The 23,194-nt window shown below is 36.7% G+C and carries 23 protein-coding genes and 1 riboswitch; of the genes, 16 read left to right on the forward strand and 7 right to left on the reverse strand.

Features of this window, described 5'->3' with window-relative positions:
- Positions 1-85: 85 nt before the first annotated feature.
- Genes HMPREF3031_RS00135 through HMPREF3031_RS00145 form a run of 3 tightly spaced genes read right to left on the reverse strand, consistent with a single transcriptional unit; the run spans position 86 to position 2,870 of the window.
- Positions 86-880 carry an energy-coupling factor transporter transmembrane component T family protein gene (locus HMPREF3031_RS00135; protein ID WP_002480506.1) on the reverse strand — a complete coding sequence of 265 codons (795 nt, stop codon included), beginning with the start codon at positions 878-880 and terminating at the stop codon, positions 86-88.
- Positions 873-2,282: an ABC transporter ATP-binding protein gene (locus tag HMPREF3031_RS00140; RefSeq protein WP_002480507.1), complete on the reverse strand. Its 1,410-nt coding sequence runs from the start codon at positions 2,280-2,282 to the stop codon at positions 873-875. Before HMPREF3031_RS00140 ends, HMPREF3031_RS00135 begins: the two co-directional genes overlap by 8 nt.
- 12 nt (positions 2,283-2,294) lie before the next feature.
- Complete coding sequence (locus HMPREF3031_RS00145) at positions 2,295-2,870, reverse strand: ECF transporter S component (protein ID WP_002480508.1); 576 nt, start codon at positions 2,868-2,870, stop codon at positions 2,295-2,297.
- Between the two features lie 105 nt (positions 2,871-2,975).
- Positions 2,976-3,078: riboswitch (TPP riboswitch) on the reverse strand.
- Between the two features lie 234 nt (positions 3,079-3,312).
- Between HMPREF3031_RS00145 and auxA the strand changes: the two genes are divergently transcribed.
- From auxA to ptsP, 5 genes are all read left to right on the forward strand, one after another.
- Positions 3,313-4,626: a lipoteichoic acid stability factor AuxA gene (gene auxA / locus HMPREF3031_RS00150; protein WP_002480509.1), complete on the forward strand. Its 1,314-nt coding sequence runs from the start codon at positions 3,313-3,315 to the stop codon at positions 4,624-4,626.
- 111 nt (positions 4,627-4,737) lie between these two features.
- Entirely contained in the window at positions 4,738-5,952 is a 1,215-nt protein-coding gene (locus HMPREF3031_RS00155) for a class I SAM-dependent rRNA methyltransferase (RefSeq protein WP_002480510.1), read from the forward strand.
- A complete protein-coding gene (locus tag HMPREF3031_RS00160) occupies positions 5,942-6,484 on the forward strand; it encodes a hypothetical protein (protein WP_002480511.1) in 543 nt (180 codons plus the stop codon). The genes HMPREF3031_RS00155 and HMPREF3031_RS00160 overlap by 11 nt, the downstream gene beginning before the upstream one ends.
- Positions 6,485-6,651: 167 nt before the next feature.
- Positions 6,652-6,918: a phosphocarrier protein HPr gene (locus HMPREF3031_RS00165; protein ID WP_002480512.1), complete on the forward strand. Its 267-nt coding sequence runs from the start codon at positions 6,652-6,654 to the stop codon at positions 6,916-6,918.
- A gap of 1 nt (position 6,919) precedes the next feature.
- On the forward strand, positions 6,920-8,641 hold the full coding sequence (gene ptsP, locus HMPREF3031_RS00170; protein WP_002480513.1) for a phosphoenolpyruvate--protein phosphotransferase: 1,722 nt from the start codon (positions 6,920-6,922) through the stop codon (positions 8,639-8,641).
- A 335-nt stretch (positions 8,642-8,976) separates the two neighbouring features.
- Here the strand turns inward: ptsP and HMPREF3031_RS00175 are convergent, their stop codons facing one another.
- Positions 8,977-9,213 (reverse strand): glutaredoxin family protein, encoded by a 237-nt coding sequence (locus HMPREF3031_RS00175; RefSeq protein WP_002480514.1) that lies wholly within the window; start codon positions 9,211-9,213, stop codon positions 8,977-8,979.
- A 191-nt stretch (positions 9,214-9,404) separates the two neighbouring features.
- Between HMPREF3031_RS00175 and HMPREF3031_RS00180 the strand changes: the two genes are divergently transcribed.
- The 3 genes from HMPREF3031_RS00180 to HMPREF3031_RS00190 all read left to right on the forward strand — a co-directional run bounded on the left by HMPREF3031_RS00180 (position 9,405) and on the right by HMPREF3031_RS00190 (position 12,549).
- Positions 9,405-10,760, forward strand: coding sequence for a cytochrome ubiquinol oxidase subunit I (locus tag HMPREF3031_RS00180; RefSeq protein WP_002480515.1), 1,356 nt, complete (start codon positions 9,405-9,407; stop codon positions 10,758-10,760).
- Complete coding sequence (locus HMPREF3031_RS00185; RefSeq protein WP_002480516.1) at positions 10,757-11,794, forward strand: cytochrome d ubiquinol oxidase subunit II; 1,038 nt, start codon at positions 10,757-10,759, stop codon at positions 11,792-11,794. The genes HMPREF3031_RS00180 and HMPREF3031_RS00185 overlap by 4 nt, the downstream gene beginning before the upstream one ends.
- A 95-nt stretch (positions 11,795-11,889) precedes the next feature.
- Positions 11,890-12,549: a potassium channel family protein gene (locus HMPREF3031_RS00190; RefSeq protein ID WP_002480517.1), complete on the forward strand. Its 660-nt coding sequence runs from the start codon at positions 11,890-11,892 to the stop codon at positions 12,547-12,549.
- A 76-nt stretch (positions 12,550-12,625) separates the two neighbouring features.
- Here HMPREF3031_RS00190 and rnjA read toward each other — a convergent pair whose 3' ends face one another.
- A complete protein-coding gene (rnjA, locus tag HMPREF3031_RS00195; RefSeq protein ID WP_002480518.1) occupies positions 12,626-14,551 on the reverse strand; it encodes a ribonuclease J1 in 1,926 nt (641 codons plus the stop codon).
- A complete protein-coding gene (locus HMPREF3031_RS00200) occupies positions 14,551-14,766 on the reverse strand; it encodes a DNA-dependent RNA polymerase subunit epsilon (RefSeq protein WP_002480519.1) in 216 nt (71 codons plus the stop codon). The genes rnjA and HMPREF3031_RS00200 overlap by 1 nt, the downstream gene beginning before the upstream one ends.
- Before the next feature lie 381 nt (positions 14,767-15,147).
- On the opposite strand from HMPREF3031_RS00200, the gene HMPREF3031_RS00205 reads away from it, so the two are divergent.
- Positions 15,148-15,420 carry a hypothetical protein gene (locus tag HMPREF3031_RS00205; RefSeq protein WP_002480520.1) on the forward strand — a complete coding sequence of 91 codons (273 nt, stop codon included), beginning with the start codon at positions 15,148-15,150 and terminating at the stop codon, positions 15,418-15,420.
- A gap of 59 nt (positions 15,421-15,479) precedes the next feature.
- On the opposite strand, the gene def is transcribed toward HMPREF3031_RS00205, so the two are convergent.
- Positions 15,480-16,040 (reverse strand): peptide deformylase, encoded by a 561-nt coding sequence (gene def / locus HMPREF3031_RS00210; RefSeq protein ID WP_002480521.1) that lies wholly within the window; start codon positions 16,038-16,040, stop codon positions 15,480-15,482.
- Positions 16,041-16,164: 124 nt separating this feature from the next.
- Here def and HMPREF3031_RS00215 point away from each other — a divergent pair, with 124 nt between their 5' ends.
- From HMPREF3031_RS00215 to HMPREF3031_RS00245, 7 genes are all read left to right on the forward strand, one after another.
- A complete protein-coding gene (locus HMPREF3031_RS00215) occupies positions 16,165-16,797 on the forward strand; it encodes a YkyA family protein (protein ID WP_002480522.1) in 633 nt (210 codons plus the stop codon).
- Positions 16,798-16,966: 169 nt separating this feature from the next.
- Positions 16,967-18,079: a pyruvate dehydrogenase (acetyl-transferring) E1 component subunit alpha gene (gene pdhA, locus HMPREF3031_RS00220; protein WP_002480523.1), complete on the forward strand. Its 1,113-nt coding sequence runs from the start codon at positions 16,967-16,969 to the stop codon at positions 18,077-18,079.
- Positions 18,080-18,082: 3 nt separating this feature from the next.
- Entirely contained in the window at positions 18,083-19,060 is a 978-nt protein-coding gene (locus tag HMPREF3031_RS00225) for an alpha-ketoacid dehydrogenase subunit beta (protein ID WP_002480524.1), read from the forward strand.
- A 340-nt stretch (positions 19,061-19,400) separates the two neighbouring features.
- Positions 19,401-20,717 carry a dihydrolipoamide acetyltransferase family protein gene (locus tag HMPREF3031_RS00230; RefSeq protein WP_070724545.1) on the forward strand — a complete coding sequence of 439 codons (1,317 nt, stop codon included), beginning with the start codon at positions 19,401-19,403 and terminating at the stop codon, positions 20,715-20,717.
- A 3-nt stretch (positions 20,718-20,720) separates the two neighbouring features.
- Positions 20,721-22,127, forward strand: a complete 1,407-nt coding sequence (lpdA, locus tag HMPREF3031_RS00235; protein WP_002480526.1) for a dihydrolipoyl dehydrogenase — start codon at positions 20,721-20,723, stop codon at positions 22,125-22,127.
- 119 nt (positions 22,128-22,246) lie between these two features.
- Positions 22,247-22,522, forward strand: a complete 276-nt coding sequence (locus HMPREF3031_RS00240; RefSeq protein ID WP_002480527.1) for a UPF0223 family protein — start codon at positions 22,247-22,249, stop codon at positions 22,520-22,522.
- A gap of 124 nt (positions 22,523-22,646) precedes the next feature.
- Positions 22,647-23,186, forward strand: coding sequence for a helix-turn-helix domain-containing protein (locus HMPREF3031_RS00245; RefSeq protein ID WP_002480528.1), 540 nt, complete (start codon positions 22,647-22,649; stop codon positions 23,184-23,186).
- The last annotated feature ends 8 nt before the right edge of the window (positions 23,187-23,194 follow it).

Here is a 23,194-nt window from a genome sequence, read left to right on the forward strand (position 1 = left end):
GGATGAATGAAAATGTAAATATTGGTTGGGCTGCAGCTCGACAACCACAGCCCGATAAAAATTTTAAGAACTATAAATGGTTGTGTCAACCACGTACGTCAGTAATTCCTGTAATTGGTAAATAATGAGCTAACATTACAGAAATAATTAATATCGCCGCGAATAATAAGATAAATAAGATGTCGCGATAACTAAATGGTGCGTAGTAATAATACGTTCTTTTACCATCTTTAAATCCTTTTTTCTCCATAGCAACCGAAAGTTGATGTGCTTTTCGTATGTTTTGACTTAACAACGGAATAATTAAATGTTTCACACGCTTGAAACCGCGATAATTTGATTTATCTACCATACGATAACGCATCTTCAATGATTTACGTAGTTGAATGAATGAACTGATAATCAACGGTACCATGCGGATGGCAGCCATAAACGCATAGGCTACTTTTGGTTTTACACGCAAGTGCTGCATCAGGCTGTAGAAGATCATCACAATTTGAGACGTAAAGGCCATCACAATACCGAAGAATGTGACGGTATCCGTACGCATAGATAAATGCAGTCCTCTCACTAAACTTTCAGTTGTGATATGAATAAAGCCTAATTTAAATAGGGTATGTGTACCATCTCCGTAGAAAATCATAAAGAGTGCTGAGATGATACTGAATATCACAGTGTAAAGTACGAATAGGGCAGTGACCTTCAATTTCATACCGCCGAAAATCAGTAAGAATAAAAACATCAAAGCGGTTAGGTAAATCATCACATCAAAGTTGTGAATGAAAATCACAAAGAAGAATAAGAAAATACCTAAACCAAGCTTGGTGATAATATTAACTTCATCTACGAAGGTGAAATACTTTTTCCATGCTTCATACATTTGTTTCACCTTCCATTTCAAATAGAACATCTTCACATAACATGTGGTCACGTAATTCGATACGTCTTGTCGGATAACGTTCAATGATATGTGGGTCATGCGTAACCATAATAATCGTTTGACCTTGTGCAACACGTTGTTGGAAAAGATTTAATAAATTAAACGTGTTGTGACTGTCTAAACCAAATGTTGGTTCATCAAGTAAAATAATATCAGCACGTGAACTTAAAGCAGTCGCAACACTTAAACGTCGTTTTTGACCCATTGATAATTCGAAGGGATGTTGATCACGAACTGCTTCTAAATTCAATAATTCAATCAGTTTTTCAGTTTCAGCTTTTGCGCTTTCGCCGCTGAAGTTGATAAAGATTTCTTCATAAACAGAATTCGTAATGAACTGCAGTTCTGGGTTTTGATAAACCAGATACATATGTTGGGCTGCTTCTTTAATTTTATGAAGCGGTTGCCCATCATAAGACATCTCTCCGCGATATTTAATCAATTGCATCATAGACTCAAGTAAAGTGGTTTTACCTGCACCATTTTTACCTGTGATGGTAATCCACTCACCATCGCCGATTGTGAGTTCAGGTACTTGAATGAGTGTTTTCTTACCACGTATGACTTCGCCATTTTCATATTTGAAGCGTGATGTTATGTCTTTATTCGGTAATAATTCAGCTTTAGGTGCATGGTCCCAAGCCTTTGGATGCCATACTCCATATTCAGTCAGCAAATCTTCGTGTTGATGTAAAATCACTTGAGGCGTATTATCTGCGATGATTTCCCCATGATGATTCATTAAAATAACACGATCCACATGTTCCCAAATGTGTTCCACTTTATGTTCTACAATCAAGACAGTTTGTTCTTGCCACATGTCTTTAATTTGATTCCATAAATCTTCTGTCGCATCCACATCTAACATGGCAGTCGGTTCATCCAAGAATAATGTATCTGCTTCTTGAAGCACCGTTTCAGCAATTGCTAATTTTTGTTTCATACCGCCGCTTAATTGTTGAACCGTTTGTTTAGGACCAACGTCTAAGTCGACCGATGCTAATGCTTGTTGAATTAAAGCGTCCATCTCTTTTCTCGGCACTTGTTTATTTTCTAACACAAATGCGAGTTCTTCATAAACCTTCGGCATACAAAATTGTGTGTCTGGGTCTTGGAAGATGACGCCGCTATTTAAATCGACTTCCAATGCGTCATATTTCATTGGAAGCTCGATTAGGTTCGGCACAATGCCGCTTAATACATTGAGTAAGGTACTTTTACCGCAGCCTGAAGGACCGAGTAATAAGACCTTTTGTTTATCAGGTATTTCTATATCTAAACCATCAAATATTTTATCTGGTGCATTTGGATATTTAAGTCGTAAATTTTGAGCAAGTAACACGTTTATGTATCCTTACAAATTGTCATAATCCTTTTTGGAAGCAGGGCGGAATAATTTTGTAACCCCAGTCTGATCCAGAGCTTTGACAAGATAATATGGGAAAATCCCAGCAAGTACAATCCCGCTGATACAACGGAAGAATACATATAAGAATAAGTTCCATCCAGCAACTTCACCTAAATAACCATAGTAGAAGTCGATAGGGAAAGTAACTAATGCGGCTGCTAAACCAGCGAGCACTGCTACCATTAATTTGCGTGATTTATAACGGAAAATCGCAAAAATAATTTCACACGCTAAACCTTGTAGTAAGCCGTAAACAATTGTCGCAATATCAAAGCGTCCCATAACAATTGTTTCCCCAGCACCAGCAGCGAATTCAGCTAACAGTGCAATACCGGCTTTCGGAATGATTAAGTAAGCAACAACAGCAGCTGCAAACCACATACCGTAAGATAATTCTTCTAAGTGTAAGCCAGTCACTTGCATGGCTTTATACACTAAGTTCCAAATGTTGTAAATGATAGCAAAGATAACTGCGATTAACACAGTAACTAAGATATCTGAAAGCTTAAGTCCTTTAGACATAATGTCAATTCCTCCTATATAAACAAAAAAACACGCAAACTTGTCTAGCAAGCAGCGTGAAAATAAGCATAAGAATACCCTGGTTCTACCCTGAAATCCTAAACCAGTTCATTCTTTACACTTTCCTACGCTAGTCTCAGCTAGATCAGGTTCGAAGGGTTTGAAGCTTTGTGCTTCATCTCAGTTCGAAACACCCCTAGTGTATTTCTTTATTAGATTTATACTAAATGTATGCTTTTTAATAGGTTCTGTCAAGGTGATTTTAGATTTAAGCCAGAGAGAACGGGTATGAAAAAGGCAAGTTCACATTAAGATTACGTTAAATTGTGTATTTAGGATTGAGCATAGCGTCTGAGTCTAATATACTACCATAGAATGATTTACTTTAATTTTTAAAGACACAATGGAATTGTTCATATATAATAACTATGAGGTGAAAAACATGTCGTATATAAAGAAGCACGCTGAAATCATTTATAGTTTGATTATTGGCATTGTTTCACTTTTCATTGGAATCATTGTATTACTCAATCTATCATTTATCCATAAACTTGCGAAGGGGAGCAAGGTTGACATACATATTAATAATGTGTGGGATTTCATCAATGCTTTCTTTGTTGAAATAATACGGATTATGAGTCAATTTATTGGTCATTTCCCAGTGGTCAGCGCCATCTTGATTATCTTGTTCGGTGTTGCATTGCTATGGATTGGCTATTTATTATTTATGACTACAAAATATGATTATGATATCTCAATTTTCTTCCTTATAATAGGAATCTTTTTCTTCCTCATCACAATCGTCTTTATGACACAAGTTTACGGCTTCTTTGCGATTGTATTCGTGGTTCCGTTTATTGTGCATATCGGATACATTGTGTACAAGGATGAGTTGAACAGTGCGCACCAAAAAGAGCACTATCTATGGATTATCTGTACGTACGGAATCAGTTATTTAATTTCTCAAATTTCGTTATATGGCAGAATCGAAAGTCATGAAATTGCGTTAATTGATATTTTAAGTGTCAACGCATTCTTCGTTGTCATGTGGTGTTTAGGTCAAATGTCTATTTGGAATTTCTTATTCCTTAGAAGATCATTGCCGCTAACTAAAGCAGAATTAGGCGAAGAAATGTTGTATTCACGTACAGATAAGAACGGCACAATCAGCCAAACGAAAGAACAGCTGCGTGAAATTCAAGAACGTACACAAGAATTGACATACAGAACACGCAGAAGTATTGATTTAGAGAAAATCAGAAGAAAACGAGATAGTTTCAAAAAAGCAGTTAAAGATAAAGTCAATCTGCAAGAAGACGATTTCCCAACTTGGATGCGTCGTCCAAAATGGATTAAACCGGGTATCGTTGAATTGATTTGCGGTGCGATTTTATTCCTATTTACCTTACTAGAATTAAACAACCGTAATGGCTTGTTTATGTCAGGTGATTGGGAATTATCACAAACATCATATGTAATCGAGTGGATCACACTCTTCTTATTGTTGCTTGTGATTATCGCTTATATCATTACAACATTGACGCATTTCTTACGCGGTAAATTGTATTATGCGCAGTTGTTTATGGTGAGTATTTTATTCTTTAAATTGTTGACAGAATTTGTCAATATTATGATTCATGGATTATTATTATCCATTTTTATTACACCGATTTTATTTATTATGCTTGTGGCGATTACGATTGCGTTTATTATTCAATTACGTACGCCAGCTAAAGAAGAAACACACAAAAGCTGAGGGACTTAAGTTTCCTCGGCTTTTTTAATGGATTTGAGACGTTCTTTTTAGAAAGGAAGCGTCTGATACGTTAAGATAAAAGTAACTACACATAGAAGGCGGAATAATAATATGAAGACAGCAGTATTAAATAAAGGTAAAGAACAAAAGTATTTAAATCAGTATCCATTAGTGGATGAAGAAGATATTTATGAACATAGTCATTTAGAAGATGGTGATATTTTTCATATTGTGACTGATGATGGCCGATACATTGCGACAGCATACGTTGGGCGTCAACATAAAGGATTAGGTTGGGTCTTAAGCTATGATGCTGAAGAAGAAATTAATCAAGAATTTTTTGAAGCACTATTTGAAGAAGCTTTAGATTATCGTCAATACTACTTTGATATCGATGGTACAAATGCATTCAGATTGTTTAATGCAGAAGGAGACGGTGTCGGCGGTTTAACAATTGATTACTACGATCGTCATTTATTAATCCAATGGTATTCAAAAGGGATTTATACGTTCAGAACTGATATTTTAGAAGCTGTTCAAGCTGTTTTTCCTTATACTTCAATTTTTGAGAAGACACGTTTTAAAGACAGTGAAGTATCTAGTGGTTTCGTAACAGGGGAAGCACTGGAATTCCCAATTGTTATTGAAGAAAACTTTACGTTCTATAATGTTGATTTAGATGATGGACCGATGACAGGAATTTTCTTAGACCAAAAAGAAGTGCGTAAAAAATTACGTGATGTTTATGCACCTGACCGCAGTGTTTTGAATTTATTTAGTTATACAGGGGCATTCTCTGTCATTGCAGCACAAACAGCAGCAGAAACAACTAGTGTCGACCTTGCAAATCGTTCTAGAGGTTTGACAGAGGAGAATTTTGGGGTAAATGGTATTGACCCGAAAACACAATATATTTATGTCATGGATACTTTTGACTTCTATCATTATGCGGCAAGACACAATAAGGCTTATGACACGATTGTTATTGATCCGCCAAGTTTTGCGCGTAATAAAAAGAAAGTCTTTACGGTTCAAAAAGACTATCATAAGTTGATTGAAGAAGCTTTACCTGTTTTAAATGATGGAGGTACTTTAATTTTAAGTACAAACTCAAGTGCGTTAACTTCAAAAGCGTTTAAAAACATGATTAAGAGAACGCTTGATGCACAAGATGTAGATTTTGAAATTTTAGAAGCAATGGGACTTCCGAAAGATTTTAAAACACATCCGCACTATAAACCATCAAAATATTTAAAAGTAGTCTTTGTTCGGGTATCAGAAAAAGTGGAAGAAGTAATAATCGAGGAGGACTATTATGGGGATTAAAGATAAATTCATTAAAAAATCTACAGACAAAATTGGAAATAAAATGTTGAAAATTGATCCGGTCGTAGGTAAAGGGCGTTTACCGAAGAATAAAAAGGATTTAGCAAAAAGACGTGAACGCGCTGAAGAATTAGTAAGAAAGAAAGCATTATTGTCATCTTCAGCAAGTGTCATTCCGATTCCAGGATTAGATTTTGGGGTCGATTTAAAGCTGATGAAAGATATTATAGAAGATATTAATAAAATTTACGGTTTAGATCATAAAGAAGTGAACCGTATGAGTGATGATTTAAAAGAACGTGTATTAGTCGCAGCATCAATCCAAGGCAGTCAATTCATCGGACGTACGGTTTCAAAAGGTATCTTGAAAATGGTCGTTAAAGATGTTGCTAAACGTACAGCTGCGAAACAAACAAGATGGTTCCCGGTTGTCGGTCAAGCAATCGCAGCATCAATCAGTTATTATTTCATGAAAAAATTAGGTGACGAGCACATCGATAAATGTGAAAACGTTGCCAAAAAATTAATTTAAAACCGAGTTGTCAATTAAATTGTGCATATTTTCACAAAAACGCTAAATTCATTGCCCTGTATGGATTAAACAAATTGAATTTAGCGTCATATTTTGGTAATGTTAAGGTGTAATAATGTTCAGGTGAGTCACTCACCAATTAATGGATGCGAAGGAGAAAGATTATTATGGAACAACAATCATACACTATCATCGACGAAACAGGTATTCATGCTCGTCCAGCTACAATGCTTGTACAAACAGCTTCAAAATTTGATTCAGATATTCAACTTGAATATAACGGTAAAAAAGTCAACTTAAAATCAATTATGGGTGTTATGAGCTTAGGCGTAGGTAAAGATGCTGACATTACTATCTATGCTGACGGAAGCGACGAAGCTGATGCAATTCAAGCTATCACTGACGTTTTATCTAAAGAAGGTTTAACTAACTAATATGACTAAAAATATTAGAGGGATTGCGGCATCTGATGGTGTCGCAATCGCAAAAGCCTATCTATTAGTAGAACCTGACCTATCGTTTGATAACGGAACAGTGACTGATACAGAGGCTGAAGTTGCTAAATTTAACGGCGCACTTAACACATCAAAAGTTGAATTGACTAAAATCAGAAACAATGCCGAACAACAATTAGGCGCAGATAAAGCGGCTATCTTCGATGCACATTTATTAGTGCTTGAAGATCCAGAACTTATCCAACCTATTGAAGAAAAAATTAAAAATGAAAACGTTAATGCTGCTCAAGCGTTAACAGATGTTTCAAATCAATTTATCACAATATTTGAATCAATGGACAACGAATACATGGCAGAACGTGCAGCGGATATTCGCGACGTTTCTAAACGTGTATTAGCACACATCTTAGGTGTGGATTTACCAAACCCAAGTATCATTGATGAAAGTGTCGTTATTATCGGGAATGACTTGACACCTTCAGATACTGCACAGTTGAACAAACAATATGTGCAAGGATTTGTGACAAACATTGGAGGCAGAACATCTCACTCTGCAATTATGAGCCGTTCTTTAGAAATCCCAGCAGTCGTTGGTACTAAAACGATTACTGAGGAAGTTGAAGCGGGCGACATCATTATTGTTGATGGTATGACAGGTGATGTTATTGTTAACCCAAGTGACGAAGTTGTAGCACAATATCAAGAAAAACGTGATAACTTCTTCAAAGATAAACAAGAATTACAAAAATTACGTGATGCTGAATCTGTAACAGAAGATGGTCATCATGTAGAATTAGCTGCAAACATCGGTACACCAAACGATTTACCTGGTGTAGTTGAAAATGGTGCAGAAGGTATCGGATTATATCGTACTGAGTTCCTATATATGGGTAGAGATCAAATGCCGACTGAAGACGAACAATTTGAGGCATACAAAGCAGTTCTTGAAGCAATGAAAGGCAAACGTGTGGTTGTTCGTACATTAGATATCGGTGGAGACAAAGAATTACCTTATTTAGACTTACCTGAAGAAATGAACCCATTCTTAGGTTATCGTGCAATCCGCTTGTGCTTAGCACAACCAGAAATTTTCCGTCCGCAATTACGCGCGTTATTACGTGCTTCAGTATACGGAAAATTAAACATTATGTTCCCAATGGTTGCGACAATTCAAGAATTCCGTGATGCGAAAGCATTATTAGAAGAAGAACGTCAAAACCTTAAAAATGAAGGTGTTGAAGTTTCAGATGATATCGAAGTTGGTATCATGGTTGAAATTCCATCGACAGCAGCACTTGCTGATGTCTTTGCGAAAGAAGTAGACTTCTTCAGTATCGGAACAAATGACTTAATCCAATATACAATGGCAGCTGACCGTATGTCAGAACGTGTGTCTTATTTATACCAACCATATAACCCAGCTATTTTACGCTTGGTACAACGTGTTATCGCAGCGTCTCATGCTGAAGGTAAATGGACAGGTATGTGCGGCGAAATGGCCGGAGACCAAACTGCAATTCCATTATTGTTAGGTCTTGGATTAGATGAGTTCTCTATGAGTGCAACTTCAATCCTTAAAGCACGTCGTTTAATCAGAAACTTAAGCGAAGCGCAAATGAAAGACTTAGCAGCGAAAGCAGTGAACTGTGCAACATCAGAAGAAGTTGTTGCTTTAGTAGAAGACTATACGAAACATGCATAATCATTGATAAAATATTAATAAAAACCGTGATGAAATGAATGTCCAATTCATTTTCATCGCGGTTTTATTAGTGTACAAACATTTACTTATTATTTGAGTAATGTAATCAACTTACAAAGTATTTAATTGCGAGGTATATACTGTGTGTTTTACAAATTTGTGACAAAGATTTAAATTCTGTATAAATATAATGAAAATCTTGATTAGAATAATTGTAAACTAGCATATGAGAGCGTAACATATAAGGTACTGTGTCTATGAACGCAGATTACAGCATAATTGTTTGAATCATTTACCTTAAAGGTAATTTAAAATAGAGTGCATTCATTTTTAAGTCAGTCTTTATCGATATCGAGTAATGTGTTGATTTTATCTATGTCCACTTGATACATAGGTGTGTCACCGATTAAGATAAATGGCGTTGAAAATGCATCGAAATCTATCATTTCATTGCGGTATTGTGAGTTTGAAATATTTTTCTCAGTGTATGCAATGTGATGATGATCGAGATAATTTTTCACAAACTGACAAGGTGGACAGTCGTTTTGTGTATAAATGACTACATTCGGCATGTTTTATCTTCCTTTACATTTTATTGATGTGTTTACTGTATTAAAGGAACGATTAAAAATCAAGCCAATCGCCTATATTTGAATGTTCCAAGTTTTTTTGGATTTTGTGTAAACAATTTCCTCCACATTTCATCTGAGACGTTGCGGGCATTAGACAGTAACAAAAATATAGAGAAAAACAGGGTGATATTATGGAAGCAGTAGAACTGAGCAGATTTTTAACTGCCATGACCTTAGCTGTGCATATTATCTTCGCGACTATCGGTGTGGGGATGCCGCTTATGTTCGCAATTGCTGAATTTCTTGGTGTTAAAAGAAATGACGCAAAATATATTACATTAGCTAAGAGATGGGCCAAAGGTTATGCGGTAACTGTTGCGGTAGGGGTTGTAACAGGTACGATTATCGAGTTGCAGCTGTCATTGCTTTGGCCACAATTTATGAAGATTGCAGGACACGTGATTGCCTTGCCATTATTCATGGAAGTCTTCGCATTCTTCTTTGAAGCAATTTTCCTTAGTATTTATTTCTACACTTGGGAACGATTCAAAAACAAATGGACACATTTGATTATGAGTATTCCAGTGGTATTAGGCGGTACATTATCTGCCTTCTTCATCACATCAGTGAACTCATTTATGAATACGCCTGAAGGTTTCCAATTGAAAAATGGCAAAATGATTCATGTTGATCCAGTAGCAGCAATGTTCAACTCATCATTTGGTGTCAGAGCCTTCCACGTAATTACTACAGCAATTATGACAATGGCCTTTATTTTAGCGGCGATTGCAGCATTTAAATTATTGAAAAATAAATTTGAAAAAGACAGAGAATATCATAAGAAAGCATTGAAACTGACTATGATTGTCGGTTTAGTCTTTACACTAGGTTCTATGCTTGCTGGAGACTTATCAGCGAAGTTCTTACACAATGAACAACCTGAAAAATTAGCAGCATATGAATGGCATTATGATACTGAAAAACGTGCAGACTTAGTTCTGTTTGGTGTACTAGATGAGAAAAATCAAGAAGTGCATGGTGCAATTAAAATCCCAGCATTACTCAGCTTCTTATCTGACAACAATATCAATACAGAAGTTGAAGGATTAAATGAATTCCCTAAAAATGAACAGCCGCCGTTAATTGTCCATTACTTCTTTGACTTAATGGTGACAAGCGGTATCTTCTGTTTCGTTGTTTCAGGTATTTACGTCTTAACACGACTAGTTAAGAAATGGCGTAAGTTCTCAACACACAAAATATTGCTGTATGGCATATTATTAACAGGTCCTGCAGCTATGCTTGCGATTGAGTTCGGCTGGTTCTTAACAGAAATGGGCCGTCAACCTTGGATTTTAAGAGGTTACATGAGAGTGTCTGAAGCAGCTACACATGCAGGCGGTTTACCAGGTGTTACCATCGCATTTGGTGTCGTATACTTTATCATCTTATTCACTGCAGCATATGTATTAATCCGTATGTTCAAGAATAACCCGCCATATAAAGATGTGGAAAAATTAGAAGAGAGCCGAGGTGAAGCATCATGAGTATTACAGCATTTGGAATGATCGTTTTGTATCTGTTCTTATTCTTGTATATCGTTATTGCTTCAATTGACTTTGGTGCAGGTATCTTCATTTTACAATCGAAATTAAGAGGTACTGAAAGCACATTAGTACCGATTATCGGTCGTTATCTGAACCCGATTTGGGAAGTCACAAACGTATTCTTAGTATTCTTTACCGTAGGAATTGTCGGTTTCTTCCCAGATTTCGCGTACTATTATGGTTCGGTTCTGTTAGTGCCAGGATCTATCGCTTTAATCTTACTTACGATTCGCGGTAGTTTCTATGCATTCCAAAACTATGGACCAGATTCGAAATTCTCTTGGCTCGTCTTGCATAGTGTATCTGGATTATTCATCCCGGCTGCATTAAGTATGGGACTTGTTATCTCAGAAGGCGGCTATATTCATAAAACAAGCTCAGGTACAGGTGTCGATTTAAATTGGTTAGATTTATTCTTTAGTCCATTTGCGTGGGCAGTTGTATTCTTAGCTTTAGTTTCAGTAATGTATATTTCATCAGGATTCCTTGCGTATTATGCACGTAAAGCAGAAAACATGAAAGCCTATAATATTATTCGTATGTGGTTTGTTTTCTGGGGTCCTCCGATGGCTTTAGTATCATTATTTACTTTCATCACATTACGCAGTCAAAACAAGCAACACTTTGATGTTGCGGTTAATCAATACTGGTGGTTATTCTTAATCAGTATATTATGCTTGTTAGCAGCTTGGATTTTATCTATAATGAAAAAATCACCTGGAACAGCATTTATGTTAGTTGTGATTCAAATGGCTACAGCCGTGACAGGTTATGGTTTAAGTAAATGGCCATACATCTTGTATCCATATATCAATGGAGACATTCACAAAACAGATGACCCGATGGCATGGGCCTTAACCATTGCGGCAGTCGTTGGATTATTGATGCTTGTTCCATCACTGATTTTCTTAATGAGATTATTCATCTTCAATAAAGATTATGTTGAAGGTAAGAATGATGAAGGTTATTATTAATATTAAGTCTAAGGTGAGGCGAGGCACAATCATAGGTTGTCTATGATTGAACAGAGCCTTGTCTCATCTTTATTTTTGCGGAGGTTGTAAGAGAAATGGAAAAAGAATTCGTTGTGATAGGGTTAGGTCGTTTCGGCGGCAGTATAGTCCGAGAATTAAATGCGTTAGGCATGGACGTGATGGCTATCGACTTAAGCGAAGCCCGCGTAAATGAATATAGTGAGATCGCGACACATGCGGTAGTCGCAGATACAACAGATGAAGCGGTAATGAAAAGTTTAGGGATTCGTAACTTTGATCAAGTCATTGTGGCGATTGGTGAAAATATTCAAACGAGTACTTTGACAACTCTGATTCTTAAGGAATTAGGCGTTAAGAAGGTTATTGCGAAAGCCCAAAATGATTACCATGCGAAGATTTTAAATAAAATCGGTGCTGACTTAGTTGTCCATCCTGAACGAGATATGGGACGTCGAATTGCGCATAATATTGCGAGTGCCAGTGTCTTGGATTATTTGGAACTTGCGGATGAATATTCAATTGTTGAAGCCAAAGCGAATGAACGTATTGCGGGTCAAACGATTGTAGATTTAGATATCCGTGCAAACTTCGGTATCAATATTATCGCGATTAAACGTGATAAAGATGTTATTATTTCTCCAGATCCGAATATGAATATTGAACTTGGCGATATCTTAATTATGATTGGACACGACAACGACTTAAATCGCTTCGAGAAAAAACTTGTCCACTAACACAACCTTATACAAACAAAAAGCACATTCCGCGTGGAATGTGCTTTTCCTATATTTATCTTTAATTTATAGGAGCTTAGTCTTGTTTAGACTTTTCTTCCTGTTGTTTTGGTTTAGCGTTGCCTTCTTTTTTATGGTGTGGTTTATGATTTCTTGGTTTACGGTTTTTCTGACCATTATTTGAAGGACGTTTGTTTGTCGCATGCTTATGATTTTCTTTACTATTGTGTTGTTTTGGTTCTTGATTTTGTTTTGGGTTTTGTTTTTTATTTGTACGTTTAGGTCTAGATGATTTAGGTTTTTTCGTCGGTGTGATTTGTTCACCGTTCTCATTGACCTTCATAATCACTGGTAAAATCATTGGTTTACGTGCTGTTTTTTCAAACAGGTAAGGTTGTAATGTCTCAATGATTGATGATTTGATTTGATGCCACTGAATGTCTTTGTTTTGGTTCAACTTAGAAATGACTTCAGTTTTGATCTTACGTTGTGCATCGTAAATCAAGTGACCAGATTCGCGCATATAAACGAAACCACGTGAGATGATATCTGGACCTGAAAGTAATGTGTTTGTGTTGAAGTCGATACTTACAACGACAATTACTAAACCTTCTTCAGATAGTAATTTACGGTCACGGATGACTACATTACCGATATCACCGATACCGCTTCCATCTACCAATACATCGCCAGAAGGAATACGTCCAGCTTTACGTGCTGAATCTCTTGTTAGGGCTAAGACATCACCATTATCGAAAATAAAGATGTTGTCTTCATTTACACCGCACTCAACGCCAGTTTGCGCATGTGCTTTCAACATACGGTATTCACCATGAATCGGCATGAAATACTTCGGACGGATTAAGCGTAACATTAATTGTTGATCGCCTTGAGAACCGTGACCTGAAGTATGGATGTTTGAAATCTTGCTGTGAATAACATCAGCGCCTGCACGATATAAAGCATTAATTGTGCGGTTGATACTTTTCGTATTACCTGGAATAGGTGATGAACTGAAGACAACTGTATCTTCAGGAATAATTTTAATTTGTTTGTGTGTACCGTTTGCGATACGTGATAACGCAGCCATCGGTTCACCTTGAGAACCTGTACATAAAATCAAGAGTTCGTGTTTAGGAACAGAGTTGATTTTGCTTGGTTCGATAAATGTTTCAGGTGGCGCTTTGATATAACCGAGCTCCATACCGATTTTAATGTTGTTTTCCATTGAACGGCCGAATACTAAAATTTTACGGTTATATTTAATCGCAGCTTCTACAGCTTGTTGAACACGGTAAATATTAGATGCGAATGTCGCAAAGATAATTCTTCCTGTACATTTACGGAAAATTTTATCGACGTTTTGGCCGACTTCACGTTCACTTAAAGTAAAGTTTGGAACGAGTGAGTTCGTTGAATCAGATAAAAGGGCTAAAACGCCTTCTTCACCGAGTTTCGCCATTTTCGCAATATTAGCTGGTGTACCGACAGGTGTGAAATCAAATTTGAAGTCACCCGTGTGTACAATATTACCTTCAGGTGTTCCAACGATAACACCATATGCTTCTGGAATACTGTGTGTTGTTAAATAGAATGAAACATTGAAGTGTTTTGACTTGATGACGCTGTCTTCTGTAATTTCATTCAATTCAGCTGTTCTTAATAAATGATGTTCTTCTAATTTGTTTCTGATTAACCCAAGTGCTAAAGGACCGCCATAAATCGGTACGTTAAGTTCTTTTAATAAGAAGGGCACACCGCCGATATGGTCTTCGTGTCCGTGGGTAATAAATAGGCCGATAATTTTATCTTTGTTTTGAACAAGATATGAGTAATCCGGGATGACATAATCGATACCTAATAGATTGTCGTCTGGGAATTTGATACCCGCATCGATTAGGACGATTTCATCCTTATACTCCACTGCATACGTATTCTTACCGATCTCGCCGAGACCGCCGATTGCGTATACACCGACCTCATTATTTTTGAGTTGTTTCATTATTGGATATGCTCCACTTGATAGTCTGGAGATTTTTGTTCATATTCTAAATGTGCGCCCTCTAATTTAGTAATGAACTCGATATTGTAATTACGGTCTTTCAGATATTTTCTTACTTCTTCTTCTGAATTTCCTTCTACGTAAATCGTTTGTGTGTTCTCACGCACGATTACTTCTGCTCTGTCGTCTTGATAAAATACTTTGTAAATTGCCATAATATATTGTTTCCTCCTAAAAATATGTTCAGTTGTTTTAATTTATTGTTCATACAAGCCTAGTTTATTCTTTGTGGTTTGTTTCATCATTGTGTTCTTTCTTAAAATAAATACAACATACCAGCTTAACTGCCCAGTATGTTTGCTAGGTTTGTTATAAATGACGTTCTAGTTAGTCATGCATGAAGATTTCTCCATACATATACAGTTATTATTTATTTTACATGATGTAATTCAATAAATAAAGCGGTTTTACTTAGCGACAAGGAAAGCTAGGGGAATGTTTATCCAAAAGAGAAAGTCAAAATAAGTGTGGTAAAATATATAAAAGAGAAAACGAAGCGGGTCCAATGATTTAGAGACTAAAAGCAGGTGAGGAAAATGAGTAAGGCTAAAAGAATTATTGAAGATGTAAAAAGAGAAAAGGAAAGACGAGATAAATTGTTTCAAGGTATTTTGTTTGAAAAACGTGGGAAAGAAATTGTGATGTTCTTTGAATACGAAGAAGTTGTAGATAATGTCTCAGATAATCATCATTTTATACGACATAACCATGATCCAGAGTGGGTGGATAAAAGTATGTTGCCTGAACTTAAAGAAGGTTTAGAACGTTTAAATGTTACGTATCATTGTCGTAAAGATATCTTCATATAATAAGGAAATAGCAGTGTATATAAAAAAGAGGCCGCTTTATGCGACCTCTCAATTTATGTTTATTCATCAAACAGACGGATAGCATCTTCGTGAGGTTGAAGTGGATTTTCTTTATCAATGTGGTCATAGAACATAATACCGTCTAAATGATCGATTTCATGTTGTACAACAATAGCAATATAGCCTTTAAGTCGTAAGTTGATATCATTGCCATCAATGTCTTTTGCTTTAACTGTAATACGATGATGGCGATGCACAAGTCCTGGAATATCTTCATCTACACTTAAGCAGCCTTCACCTGTAGGCAAGTATGCTTCTTGTACACTGTAGCTGACAATCTTCGGATTGATTAACATTAACTCGTATGATTTGCCGTTACCATCATCTGGTAAGTGCACAGCAAGCATACGCTTTGAAATGTTAAGTTGTGGTGCAGCAATACCTACACCTGAACGTAAATTGTATTTACGTGCAATTTCATCATCTTGACTATTGACTAAGAATTCATGCATTTCTTTGATTTTATTACGATCTTCATCTGATAAAGGAAATTTAACTTCTTCAGCTTTTTCACGAAGTGTCGGATGTCCGTCTCTGATTATATCTTTCATAGTAATCATGTCATACACCGTCCTTATTATAAAATATAACAAAAAACTTCCGGATAGAACAGAAAAGTATTTGCGAAATCGCTTAAAATTAATTAACATCATTATTGAAATCCCCAAGGAGGTAATTTGAAGCATGAAAATTAAAAGCACATTTGGTTTAGTGATTGCATCCTCTCTATTATTAGGTGCTTGTTCAACAGACAGCCATCAGATTAAAGAGTACAACAAGACACTGAAAGAAGCCGTACAAAAAGAAGACGAAGCCGTAAAAGTCGGTGAAAAACTAAATAAACTTACAAACGAGAAAAATGATTTAGCTAAGAAAATCAACGGTAAAGATACACAGAAGGTTGTAAAAACTTCTAAAGATATTGTAAGTAATGTAAATGAACGTAAAGATGAATTTAAAAAAGAAGAAAAAGCTTTTGATGCATCTGAGAAAAAGTTTGAAGAGGCTAAAAAGCGGACAAAGGATATTAGAAACGATAAAAGAAGATCCGGCATAGAAAAAACAAACAAAGCATTTGAGAAAAACTATAAAGCGCATGATGAATATGCGAAAGCTTACAACAATAGTTTAGACAAAGAAAAAGATTTATTTGAATACATTGTAAAAACTAACGGTCAAGCAGAACAATCACAGATTGATGAAAAAACAAAAGCAATTGACGACTCTTATAAAGAGGTAAATGACAAAATTAAAAAATATAGCAAAACTCGTGACGAGCGCGGAAAACAAATGGAAGCGGCTCAACAAATCAAATAAACAACACTGATACAGTTTTAGTATAATGACTGGTACAGGTCTTATAACTGTACTTAACACAAGTGATACAGAAGTTTTACAATTCATTTAACAGTTATACAAAACTATGCTATACTAATTTATGGATGAAATGAATTTTCTATTATACGGGAAAGGTATGGTGAATTGAATGGCTCCGAAGTTACAAGCCCAATTCGACGCTGAGCAAGTATTGAAAGATACTGAAGCACAATTTAAGATGGTCCAAGTATTGGACGAAAATGGTAAAGTAGTGAATGAAGACTTAGTACCTGATTTAACTGATGAGCAATTAGTTGAATTAATGGAAAGAATGGTATGGACTCGTGTCCTAGACCAACGTTCTGTTTCTTTAAACAGACAAGGACGTTTAGGCTTCTACGCACCAACAGCTGGTCAAGAAGCTTCACAACTAGCTTCACAATATGCATTAGAGAAAGAAGACTGGATTCTTCCAGGTTACCGTGATGTTCCACAAATCATTTGGCACGGTTTACCACTTACAGAAGCATTCTTATTCTCAAGAGGACACTTTAAAGGAAACCAATTCCCTGAAGGTGTAAACGCATTCAGTCCTCAAATCATCATCGGTGCACAATATATTCAAACTGCCGGTGTTGCATTAGGTCTTAAAAAACGCGGTAAAAAAGCAGTAGCTATCACTTATACAGGTGACGGCGGTTCATCACAAGGTGACTTCTACGAAGGTATCAACTTTGCTTCGGCTTATAAAGTGCCGGCAATCTTTGTAATTCAAAACAACAACTACGCGATTTCGACACCAAGAAGCAAGCAAACAGCTGCAATCACATTAGCGCAAAAAGCAATCGCAGTAGGTATCCCTGGTATTCAAGTTGACGGTATGGACCCATTAGCTGTATATCAAGCAACTAAAGAAGCACGTGATCGTGCAGTTAACGGTGAAGGCCCAACATTAATTGAAACTATGACTTACCGTTATGGTCCACATACAATGGCTGGGGATGACCCAACACGTTACAGAACTTCAGATGAAGATTCTGATTGGGAGAAAAAAGACCCATTAGTTCGTTTCAGAGCATTCTTAGAAGCTAAAGGCTTATGGAATGAAGAAAAAGAAAACGAAGTAATCGAACGTGCAAAAGACGAAATCAAAACTGCAATTAAAGCAGCTGATAAAGTTGAAAAACAAACTGTTACTGACTTGATGGAAATCATGTACGAAGATATGCCTCAAAACTTAAAAGAACAGTATGAAATTTACAAAGAGAAGGAGTCGAAGTAAGCCATGGCACAAATGACAATGGTACAAGCGATTAACAACGCACTTAAAACTGAACTTCAAAACGATGAAAATGTTTTGCTTTTTGGTGAAGACGTTGGTGTTAACGGTGGCGTATTCCGTGTAACGGAAGGTCTGCAAAAAGAATTCGGTGAAGATCGTGTATTCGATACTCCGCTTGCTGAATCAGGTATCGGCGGTTTAGCACTTGGATTAACGGTAGAAGGTTACCGTCCAGTAATGGAAATCCAATTCTTAGGTTTCGTATTCGAAGTATTTGACTCTGTTGCAGGTCAAATTGCACGTACAAGATTCCGTTCAGGTAACACAAAAACTGCACCTGTTACAATCCGTGCGCCATTCGGTGGTGGTGTACACACACCAGAATTACACGCAGATAACTTAGAAGGTATCTTGGCACAATCACCAGGATTAACAGTAGTTATCCCATCTAACCCATATGATGCAAAAGGTTTATTGATTTCTGCAATCAGAAGCAATGACCCAGTTGTATATTTAGAACACATGAAATTATACCGTTCATTCCGTGAAGAAGTTCCTGAAGAGGAATACACAATTGAACTTGGTAAAGCGAACGTTAAAAAAGAAGGCGATGACATCACAATTATCGCTTACGGTGCAATGGTTCAAGAATCATTAAAAGCAGCGGAAGAACTTGAAAAAGATGGTGTATCAGCGGAAGTTATCGACTTACGTACAGTACAACCAATCGATTTCGATACATTAGTAGCTTCAGTTGAAAAAACTGGCCGTGCAGTAGTAGTTCAAGAAGCACAACGTCAAGCTGGCGTAGGTGCACAAGTAGCAGCTGAACTATCTGAGCGCACAATCCTTTCATTAGAAGCTCCGATTGCACGTGTTGCAGCAGCAGATACTGTTTATCCGTTTACTGAAGCGGAAAATGTTTGGTTACCAAACAAAAACGATATCGTCGAATCTGCAAAAGCTACTTTAAACTTCTAATTGTTTAATAGAGCGTGAGTCGGCATATTTAAATGAACTTATGGGTATAGTTGAAGCAACACTTCAGCTTTCCATAAGTCAGACAACCAAATTTGCTCTTGCGATCTCATGTACTTTGCAAGGGCAAATGGTTTGTTATGAAGTAGTAAAAATAAATTGAAGATAGATTTCATTGAAACGAAATCAAGTTTTATGTCAAACTATAAACTAGAACATCAAATTGATTATATTATCAGTAGTTTAATCAAGGCTTATGTACAGACTTGAAGACACTTTTGTTTTAATCAATTGTTTTGTGCTGGTTTATGTGACTTAAATTGACTTTTAGGAGGACAAGAACGTGGCATTTGAATTTAAATTACCCGATATTGGTGAAGGTATCCACGAAGGTGAAATTGTTAAGTGGTTTGTAAAAGCTGGAGACGAAATCCAAGAAGACGATATTCTATGTGAAGTACAAAACGACAAATCTGTTGTAGAAATCCCTTCTCCAGTTAACGGTACAATCGAAGAAGTTGTTGTAGAAGAAGGAACTGTAGCAGTCGTTGGCGACACAATTATCAAAATTGATTCTCCAGACGCTGAAGAAATGTCATTCAAAGGCGGACACAGTAACGATTCTGCTCAAGAAGAAGATGCAGGCCAAGAAGAAACTAAAGATCAAGCACAATCAGTTTCAGAACAAGATACTTCAAACGTAGCACCAGCTGCTGACGAAGAAGTAGATGAAAACAGAAGAGTTAAAGCAATGCCTTCTGTACGTAAATTTGCACGTGAAAACAATGTAAATATCAAAGCAGTTCAAGGTTCTGGTAAAAACGGCCGTATCACTAAAGCTGACGTTGAAGCTTACTTAAGCGGAGATGCACCAAGTGCAGAAACTAGCGAAGCTCCAGCAACTGAAGCAGCAGCATCACAAGAAACAGCTGCAGCACCAGTATCAGCTGAAGGCGAATACCCAGAAACTCGTGAAAAAATCCCTGCAATGCGTAAAGCGATTGCGAAAGCAATGGTTAACTCTAAACACACTGCGCCTCACGTAACATTAATGGACGAAGTGGAAGTTCAAGCATTATGGGATCACCGTAAGAAATTCAAAGAAATTGCTGCGGAACAAGGTACTAAATTAACATTCTTACCATATGTTGTTAAAGCATTAGTATCAGCACTTAAGAAATACCCAGCATTAAATACTGAATTTGATGATGCAAACGGTGAAGTAATACACAAACACTACTGGAACATCGGTATCGCTGCAGATACAGACCGCGGTTTATTAGTACCGGTTGTTAAACACGCTGATCGTAAATCAATGTTCGAAATCTCAGATGAAATTAACGAACTTGCTGTTAAAGCACGTGACGGTAAATTGACTTCTGACGAAATGAAAGGTGCATCATGCACAATCAGTAACATCGGTTCAGCAGGCGGCCAATGGTTCACACCAGTAATCAATCACCCAGAAGTTGCTATCTTGGGTATTGGTCGTATTGCACAAAAACCTATTGTTAAGGATGGGGAAATTGTTGCAGCACCTGTATTAGCATTATCATTAAGCTTTGACCACAGACAAATTGACGGAGCTACTGGTCAAAACGCAATGAACCACATCAAACGTTTATTAAATAATCCAGAATTATTATTAATGGAGGGGTAAAACATGGTAGTTGGTGATTTTCCAATTGAAACAGATACTATTGTAATCGGAGCAGGTCCTGGCGGTTATGTTGCCGCAATCCGCGCAGCACAATTAGGTCAAAAAGTGACAATCGTTGAGAAAGGCGAATTAGGCGGTGTATGTCTTAACGTAGGATGTATCCCATCTAAAGCGTTATTACACGTATCACACGTATTCCAAGAGTCTAAAAACTCTGAAGATCTAGGTATCATCGCTAAAGACGTTGAACTTAAATTCGAAAAAGTTCAAGAGTTCAAAAAGTCTGTAGTTAACAAATTAACAGGCGGCGTTGAAGGTCTATTAAAAGGAAACAAAATTGAAATTGTCAAAGGTGAAGCTTACTTCCACGACAAAAACAGCTTACGTGTAATGGACGAAAAAAGCGCTCAAACTTACAACTTCAAACATGCGATTATCGCAACAGGTTCTAGACCGATTGAAATTCCTAATTTCAAATTCGGCGAACGCGTAATCGATTCAACTGGTGCGTTAAACTTACAAGAAGCACCTAAGAAATTAGTTGTTGTAGGTGGCGGTTACATCGGTTCTGAATTAGGTACAGCATTTGCGAACTTCGGTACAGAAGTTACTATCTTAGAAGGCGCTAAAGATATCTTAGGCGGTTTCGAAAAACAATTAACACAACCTGTTAAGAAAAAAATGAAAGAAAAAGGTATGGAAATTGTTACTGAAGCAATGGCTAAATCTGCTGAAGAAACAGAAAACGGCGTTAAAGTAACTTACGAAGCTAAAGGCGAAGAAAAAACAATCGACGCTGATTACGTATTAGTTACAGTAGGTCGTCGTCCAAACACTGATGAAATGGGTCTTGAAGAATTAGGTCTTAAATTCGCAGACCGCGGTTTATTAGAAGTTGACGAACAAAGCCGTACTTCACTTGATAACATCTATGCTATCGGTGATATCGTTCCTGGTTTACCACTTGCTCATAAAGCAAGCTATGAAGGTAAAGTAGCAGCTGAAGCAATTTCTGGTGAAAAATCAGCAGTAGATTACATCGGTATGCCTGCAGTATGCTTCACTGAACCAGAAATCGCAACAGTAGGTCTTTCTGAAGCGCAAGCGAAAGAAGAAGGTTTAGAATATAAAGCTTCTAAATTCCCTTACGCAGCAAACGGCCGTGCGTTATCATTAAACGATACTACTGGTTTCGTTAAATTGATCACACTTAAAGAAGATGACACATTAGTAGGTGCACAAATTGTTGGTGCAGGTGCTTCTGACATCATCTCTGAATTAGGTCTAGCAATTGAAGCTGGTATGAATGCTGAAGATATCGCATTAACAGTACATGCTCACCCAACATTAGGTGAAATGAGCATGGAAGCAGCTGAAAAAGCACTTGGATTACCAATCCACACTATGTAATAACACCCAACATTAGAATAAGCATATAAACTGAAACCGTCGGGCTTTTAAGCTCGGCGGTTTTTTTATCATACATGTTATAATATGGCTGAAATCAAATAGATAGGAGGAATATATATATGGAATATCAATATCCTATTGATGTCGATTGGTCTCAAGAAGAAATGATAGATGTGATTCATTTCTTTAATCGTGTTGAAGATTATTATGAACGTCAAGTCGACAGAGATGACTTTATGAATGCTTATCGCAACTTTAAAAAGGTCGTTCCAGGTAAAGCAGATGAGAAGAATATCTTAGATGATTTTGAAAAAGGCAGCGGCTATAATAGCTATCGTGCGATCAAACGTATCAAAAACGAAACTGAAACTAAAAAATTTAGTGCAAATGATTAAAATTATATTGTAAATCAGGTGCAGTTCTGTTATTTTTAGTAAGCGTTAAACTTAAAGTTTACTAATACTAAACAGAACTGTGCTTTTTTTATGTCATTTTTTAAGCAAGAGAGTGAGGTCATTCATGAATATTGGATTGAAATTACGTAATTTACGTAAAATCAAACAGCTGACACAAGAAGAATTAGCAGAGCGGACAGATTTATCTAAAGGCTATATTTCACAAATAGAAAGCGGACAATCCTCACCAAGTATGGAAACCTTTCTACAATTATTAGAAGTGCTCGGAACATCACCAGAGACTTTTTTTAAAGAAAAAGAAGCAGAGAAGGTGTTGTATCCAAAGGATGAACAAACGGTCTATGACGAATATGATGAAGGTTATATTTTAACGTGGCCGATTGCCCGTTCGAATGAATTTGAGATGGAACCGTTATTTATTCAATTACATCCGCATACTGCATATAAAAATTTTAAACCTTCTGATTCAGATACATTCATATATTGTTTAGAAGGAGAGCTGACTTTAACACTTGGAGAACATGTCTATCATGCCAAAGCAGGAGATGCGCTTTATTTTAAAGCACATGATAAACATCAGTTGTCTAATCAAACTGATACAGAAACGAAAGCCATGATGGTGGTTACTGCATCGTACTTATAGGAGGAAAG

It is taken from the genome of Staphylococcus sp. HMSC072B07, assembly GCF_001815505.1.
Classification (GTDB): domain Bacteria; phylum Bacillota; class Bacilli; order Staphylococcales; family Staphylococcaceae; genus Staphylococcus; species Staphylococcus simulans.

What these genes read in the sequence shown, in the direction of transcription:
- HMPREF3031_RS00215 (WP_002480522.1), top strand. Translation starts at nt 16,165, where the DNA reads ATGAAAATTAAAAGCACATTTGGTTTAGTGATTGCATCCTCTCTATTA.
- HMPREF3031_RS00175 (WP_002480514.1), bottom strand. Translation starts at nt 9,213, where the DNA reads ATGCCGAATGTAGTCATTTATACACAAAACGACTGTCCACCTTGTCAG.
- pdhA (WP_002480523.1), top strand. Translation starts at nt 16,967, where the DNA reads ATGGCTCCGAAGTTACAAGCCCAATTCGACGCTGAGCAAGTATTGAAA.
- HMPREF3031_RS00185 (WP_002480516.1), top strand. Translation starts at nt 10,757, where the DNA reads ATGAGTATTACAGCATTTGGAATGATCGTTTTGTATCTGTTCTTATTC.
- HMPREF3031_RS00225 (WP_002480524.1), top strand. Translation starts at nt 18,083, where the DNA reads ATGGCACAAATGACAATGGTACAAGCGATTAACAACGCACTTAAAACT.
- HMPREF3031_RS00240 (WP_002480527.1), top strand. Translation starts at nt 22,247, where the DNA reads ATGGAATATCAATATCCTATTGATGTCGATTGGTCTCAAGAAGAAATG.
- HMPREF3031_RS00190 (WP_002480517.1), top strand. Translation starts at nt 11,890, where the DNA reads ATGGAAAAAGAATTCGTTGTGATAGGGTTAGGTCGTTTCGGCGGCAGT.
- HMPREF3031_RS00200 (WP_002480519.1), bottom strand. Translation starts at nt 14,766, where the DNA reads ATGGCAATTTACAAAGTATTTTATCAAGACGACAGAGCAGAAGTAATC.
- HMPREF3031_RS00180 (WP_002480515.1), top strand. Translation starts at nt 9,405, where the DNA reads ATGGAAGCAGTAGAACTGAGCAGATTTTTAACTGCCATGACCTTAGCT.
- HMPREF3031_RS00245 (WP_002480528.1), top strand. Translation starts at nt 22,647, where the DNA reads ATGAATATTGGATTGAAATTACGTAATTTACGTAAAATCAAACAGCTG.
- ptsP (WP_002480513.1), top strand. Translation starts at nt 6,920, where the DNA reads ATGACTAAAAATATTAGAGGGATTGCGGCATCTGATGGTGTCGCAATC.
- HMPREF3031_RS00205 (WP_002480520.1), top strand. Translation starts at nt 15,148, where the DNA reads ATGAGTAAGGCTAAAAGAATTATTGAAGATGTAAAAAGAGAAAAGGAA.
- HMPREF3031_RS00155 (WP_002480510.1), top strand. Translation starts at nt 4,738, where the DNA reads ATGAAGACAGCAGTATTAAATAAAGGTAAAGAACAAAAGTATTTAAAT.
- auxA (WP_002480509.1), top strand. Translation starts at nt 3,313, where the DNA reads ATGTCGTATATAAAGAAGCACGCTGAAATCATTTATAGTTTGATTATT.
- HMPREF3031_RS00145 (WP_002480508.1), bottom strand. Translation starts at nt 2,870, where the DNA reads ATGTCTAAAGGACTTAAGCTTTCAGATATCTTAGTTACTGTGTTAATC.
- HMPREF3031_RS00165 (WP_002480512.1), top strand. Translation starts at nt 6,652, where the DNA reads ATGGAACAACAATCATACACTATCATCGACGAAACAGGTATTCATGCT.
- lpdA (WP_002480526.1), top strand. Translation starts at nt 20,721, where the DNA reads ATGGTAGTTGGTGATTTTCCAATTGAAACAGATACTATTGTAATCGGA.
- HMPREF3031_RS00135 (WP_002480506.1), bottom strand. Translation starts at nt 880, where the DNA reads ATGTATGAAGCATGGAAAAAGTATTTCACCTTCGTAGATGAAGTTAAT.
- HMPREF3031_RS00160 (WP_002480511.1), top strand. Translation starts at nt 5,942, where the DNA reads ATGGGGATTAAAGATAAATTCATTAAAAAATCTACAGACAAAATTGGA.
- rnjA (WP_002480518.1), bottom strand. Translation starts at nt 14,551, where the DNA reads ATGAAACAACTCAAAAATAATGAGGTCGGTGTATACGCAATCGGCGGT.
- def (WP_002480521.1), bottom strand. Translation starts at nt 16,040, where the DNA reads ATGATTACTATGAAAGATATAATCAGAGACGGACATCCGACACTTCGT.